Raw genomic sequence first — 4,317 nt, 5'->3', positions numbered from 1 at the left:
GCGCGAAGCGCCGGCGACGACGGCAGCGGCTCGCGCGCCTGGCGCCGGGAGCCGTCCCCTACCCCGCACCTGCGGGATCCCGCAGGCGCCGCCGCGCTGCGCGGCGACGCCGAAAACCCGAAGCGCCGCAGCGCGCTCGCGCGGCGCCTACAAAGCCGCCGCGGCCGTCGCCGGCAGGCGGCGCGCGCCGATCGCGGTCACCGCGACCACCGCCTCGGCGCTTTCGCCGCCGGCCTGCACCCGATAGGTGTAGGTGTCGACGCCGGCGAAGCCCGGATCGGGCCGGTAGGTCGCGCGATCGCGTTCGATCGTGACCCGCCCGTGCCGCGGCGCCTGGGCCAGGCTGTAGCGCAGCGGCGCGCCGCTGCCGACCGCGCCGCGCAGCACGATGGTCGAATCCTTGCCGTCGACGCTGTGGGTGACCACATCGCCGGCGCGCAGCGGCTCGAAGCGGCGCAAGCGCGCCAGTTCGCGCGCGATCGGCGCCAGCGCCGCGTCGCGCTCGCGCGGCATCAGCGCGCGCTGGAAACGCGCGCGGTCGGCGTCGCGTTCGGCCGCCTCTTCGCGCGCCTGCTGCGAGGCGGCCGAAACGACCTGACTGAGGGAAAGACCGAGCAGCCCATCCTTCGATTGCGGGGCACCGATCGCGCCCGCTCCCAGCGCCAACAGCGCCAAGCTCAACGCGAGGGGCCCCTGGATACTCTTGTACGGCATGCCAACTCCTTCTGGTGGTGTCGAGTACGCAGACTCCGGACCGCGCATCCCTGCGCGCCGCGCCATCGCGAACGCGTTCCTGGCTGGGTCCGGACCCGTTCGCGAACGCCTGCCGCCAACGGGAAGACATCATCGCAACCGGACGTCGCACAGGCCGAGACCGGGCGCGAACGCGGTCGAAAAAACCCCGCTCGGCACGAGGTTTTTTCCGCGTTCGCGCGGCGGCGGACCGCATCGTTTCGAAGTCGCTTTCGCGCAGGCCCACAGGCGGCTTGCGCGCGGCGTCGGCGCGCTCGCGCAGGCAAAGAAAAAGCCCGCCGAAGCGGGCTTTTTCAACGCGCCACGGCGGCGCGAACCGCTGCGCAGGGCGTCAGTACTGGCCCATGAAATCGCGCTTGCCGATGTCCAGGCCGTTGCTGCGCAAGATCGCGTAGGCGGTGGTGGCGTGGAAGAAGAATTGCGGCAGGCCGTAATGCACCAGGTAGTCGTGGCCGCCGAAACGGCGTTCCTTCGGCGTGCCCGCGCGCAGCACGATCTCGCGCTCGGCCGCGCCTTCGAACAGCGCCGGCTCCAGGCCGTCGAGGAAGGCGCGGGTCTTGGCGATCAGCGCCTGCAGTTCGTCGAAGCTGCGCTCGCTGTCGTCGTAGACCGGCACCGGCACATCGGCCAGGCGCGCGCCGATGCCCTTGGCGAAGTCGCAGGCGATCTGCACCTGACGCAGCAGCGGGAACATGTCGGGGAACAGCCGCGCCTGCAGGTAGGCGTCGGCGTCGATCTTGCGTTCGCTGGCATAGGCCTCGGCGCGGGCGAGAATCGTGGACAGGCTGCCGAGCAGTTGCTGCAGCACCGGGACGCTGGCGGAGTACATCGATACGGTCATGGCGGAACCGAAGTGGGAGACGAGCGCCTATGGTACGGGGTGCGCGGCCGGCGGGCACGAAAGCGTCGGGCTTGAAGGCCCTCCCACAACAGCCGAAGCGTCGGGGTTGCAAGTTCTGCCACAAAAGCCGAAGCGTCGGGGTTGAAAGTTCTGCCAAAAAAGCCGAGGCCGCCGCGCAAGCGCGCGAGATTCAGGCCGCTGTTGTGGGAGGGCCTTCAGGCCCGACGCTTCGCGCTCGGCTCGCCGCGGACTTCACTCCCGTGGCCGCTTCCCGCCACGCTTGCCCCGGCTCTCGCGCAACGCCGTCGCCCAACGCTGCGCGCCGGTGCCCTGGTCGCCCAGCGCATCCTCGGGATTGGCCAGCCGGCAACGATCCAGCGACAGACAGCCGCAGCCGATGCATTGGTCCAGGGTGTCGCGCATCAAGGTCAGGTGGGCGATGCGCTGCTCCAGCTCGTCCTTCCACGCCGCCGACAGCCGGGTCCAGTCGGCGCGGGTCGGCACGCGCGAGTCGGGCAGCGTGTCCAGCGCTTCGCGGATCGTCGCCAACGGCATGCCGACGCGCTGGGCGACCCGGATCACCGCGATCCGGCGCAGCGTGTCGCGGCTGTAGCGGCGCTGGTTGCCGGCCGTGCGCACGCTGTGGATCAGGCCCTTGGCCTCGTAGAAATGCAGGGCCGACACCGCCACGCCGGAGCGCTCGGCCACCTGCCCCACGCTGAGTTCCATCGCCACGCTCATGCCTCGTCTCGCTTCGGGCTTCGGGGTGCGGCGATATGCCGCGCGAACTTTCGCGCGCGCACCGCTCGCGACCTCTTGACCTCAACTTAAGTCCAGGTTCTATGCTGCGCTTCGTCTCTTCAAGGCGTCAAGTCATGGCCTCGCAGCGAAGCCGCATGCCCGCGAACGATTTCCCGCCGCCTTCCCCCCGGGTCAAGGCGGTCGTGTTCGACCGCTACGGCGCGGCCGAAGTGCTGCGCGCGATCGACCTGCCGATGCCGCAGGCCGGCCCCGGCGAAATCCGCGTGCGGGTGCGCGCGGCCGGGGTGCGCCCCAGCGACATCGCCCTGCGCAGCGGCTTGAGCGCGAACGCCCACGGCGGCGCGCGCTTCCCGCACCGGCTCGGCAACGAATTCGCCGGCGTGGTCGACCAGATCGGCGCCGGCGTCGCCGAGTTCGCCGTCGGCGACGAAGTGATGGGCTGGGCCGCGGCGATGAGCTACGCCGAAGCGCTGACCGTGCCGGCCATCCAGGCCGTGCGCAAGCCGCACACCATGACCTGGGCGGTGGCCGGCGCGCTGCCGTCGACCGGCCAGACCGCGCACGCCGCGCTGCGCCAGCTCGGCGTCGGCGCCGGCCAGACCGTGTTGATCCACGGCGCCGCCGGCGCATTGGGCTGCGTCGCGGTGCAACTGGCGGTGGCCTGGGGCGCACGCGTGATCGGCGTCGCCGCCGCGGCCGACCACGACTACCTGCGCAGCCTCGGCGCACAGCCGGTGAGCGCCGACGCTGCCGGCGTCGAGCAGGCGCGCGCGCTGGCGCCGCACGGCGTGGACGCGCTGTTCGACGCCTGCGGCCAGGACGATTTCGCGCCGTGGCTGGCGCTGGCCGCGCCGCAGCGCGCGCTGAGCCTGTCGCGCCGCTACGGCCTGGCCGAGTTGCGCAGCGCGCGCAGCCGCGAGCGCCTGGCCGAGCTGGTGGCGATGCATGAGCGCCACGGCTTGCTGGTGCCGGTGCGCGAGATGTTCCCGCTGACCCGCGCCGCCGAAGCGCACCGCGCGGTCGAGCGCGGCCCGGCGCGCGGCAAGGTGGTGCTGATGGTCTACGAAGCCATGCCGCTGTCGCTGCTGAGGCTCAGCGCGTGAGCGAACGCGACAGCGACCCGGCGCCGCCGCACGCGCGGAGGTTGTCGGGAGAGCCTTCGGAACCGCTGGGCCATGTGATCGGGTCGCAGGGCGACGGCGCCGAAGGCTCTCCCCACAACCTCCGCGCCGCGCCGCCTGGCACGGACGTTTCCACCCCGGTCCCCGACGAACCCATGCTGGCGCAGCGGAGCGGATCGGCCGGGGTGGGAGCGTCCGTGCGAGCCGGTGCCGGCGAAGAACTGGCGCACCCGGCGCGCAGCGCCGACACTGCGCTGCCTCACGCCGAAGAAGACGCCGGGCCCGCAGGCCCGGCCGCGATGTCGATGCAAGAACAAAGCCTGTTCGCGCCGCGCTACCGCGGCCTCACCGCCGGCGCGGTCGCGCTGGTGGCCCTGGTCGGGTTCGAAGCCTTGGCGGTGACCACGGCGATGCCGACCGTGGCGCGCGCGCTCGACGGCCTGCCGCTGTACGCGCTGGCCTTCGCCGGCACCCTCGCCGCGAGCGTGGTCGGCATGGTCGCGGCCGGCCCCTGGGCCGACGCGCGCGGCCCGGTCGCGCCGCTGCGCCACGGCATCGCCTGGTTCGCGCTCGGCCTGGTCGTGGCCGGGCTGGCGCCGGCGATGGGCTGGCTGGTCGCCGGGCGGGTGATCCAGGGCTTCGGCGGCGGGCTGATTTCGGTGGCGCTGTACGTGGTGGTCGGACGGGTCTATCCGCCGGCACTGCGGGTCAAGGTCTTCGCCGCGTTCGCCGCGGCCTGGGTGCTGCCGGCGGTGATCGGCCCGGCGATCGGCGGCGCCATCGTCGAGCACGTCGGCTGGCGCTGGGTGTTCCTGGCGGTGCCGGCGGTGGCCGCGCTGG

The 4,317-nt window shown here is 72.8% G+C and carries 6 protein-coding genes; 2 read left to right on the top strand and 4 right to left on the bottom strand.

The genetic code is table 11. The annotated features are described in order from the left end of the window. Positions 1 to 147 precede the first annotated feature (147 nt). From A7A76_RS23000 to soxR, 4 genes are all read right to left on the bottom strand, one after another. Complete coding sequence (locus A7A76_RS23000) at positions 148 to 714, bottom strand: Ig-like domain-containing protein (protein WP_206413499.1); 567 nt, start codon at positions 712 to 714, stop codon at positions 148 to 150. Between the two features lie 370 nt (positions 715 to 1,084). Then, a complete protein-coding gene (locus A7A76_RS22995; RefSeq protein WP_206413498.1) occupies positions 1,085 to 1,594 on the bottom strand; it encodes a DUF1993 domain-containing protein in 510 nt (169 codons plus the stop codon). 190 nt (positions 1,595 to 1,784) lie between these two features. Further along, complete coding sequence (locus A7A76_RS27070; protein ID WP_428995223.1) at positions 1,785 to 1,850, bottom strand: DUF6053 domain-containing protein; 66 nt, start codon at positions 1,848 to 1,850, stop codon at positions 1,785 to 1,787. Further along, positions 1,847 to 2,329 (bottom strand): redox-sensitive transcriptional activator SoxR, encoded by a 483-nt coding sequence (gene soxR, locus A7A76_RS22990; RefSeq protein ID WP_343225396.1) that lies wholly within the window; start codon positions 2,327 to 2,329, stop codon positions 1,847 to 1,849. Before soxR ends, A7A76_RS27070 begins: the two co-directional genes overlap by 4 nt. 161 nt (positions 2,330 to 2,490) lie before the next feature. Here soxR and A7A76_RS22985 point away from each other — a divergent pair, with 161 nt between their 5' ends. Further along, on the top strand, positions 2,491 to 3,459 hold the full coding sequence (locus tag A7A76_RS22985) for an NADP-dependent oxidoreductase (RefSeq protein WP_206413496.1): 969 nt from the start codon (positions 2,491 to 2,493) through the stop codon (positions 3,457 to 3,459). A 317-nt stretch (positions 3,460 to 3,776) separates the two neighbouring features. After that, the coding region (locus tag A7A76_RS22980; protein ID WP_241201144.1) for an MFS transporter at positions 3,777 to 4,317 on the top strand (541 nt) is incomplete at its 3' end.

Source organism: Lysobacter enzymogenes, from assembly GCF_017168095.1.
Classification (GTDB): Bacteria; Pseudomonadota; Gammaproteobacteria; order Xanthomonadales; family Xanthomonadaceae; genus Lysobacter; species Lysobacter enzymogenes_D.
The sequence above is the reverse complement of the archived record's forward strand: the minus strand, read 5'-3'. Positions and strand labels throughout refer to the sequence as shown.

Bases quoted from the DNA above. Each gene is read 5' to 3' on its own strand.
- A7A76_RS23000 (WP_206413499.1), bottom strand. From the start codon at position 714: ATGCCGTACAAGAGTATCCAGGGGCCCCTCGCGTTGAGCTTGGCGCTG.
- A7A76_RS22995 (WP_206413498.1), bottom strand. From the start codon at position 1,594: ATGACCGTATCGATGTACTCCGCCAGCGTCCCGGTGCTGCAGCAACTG.
- A7A76_RS22985 (WP_206413496.1), top strand. From the start codon at position 2,491: ATGCCCGCGAACGATTTCCCGCCGCCTTCCCCCCGGGTCAAGGCGGTC.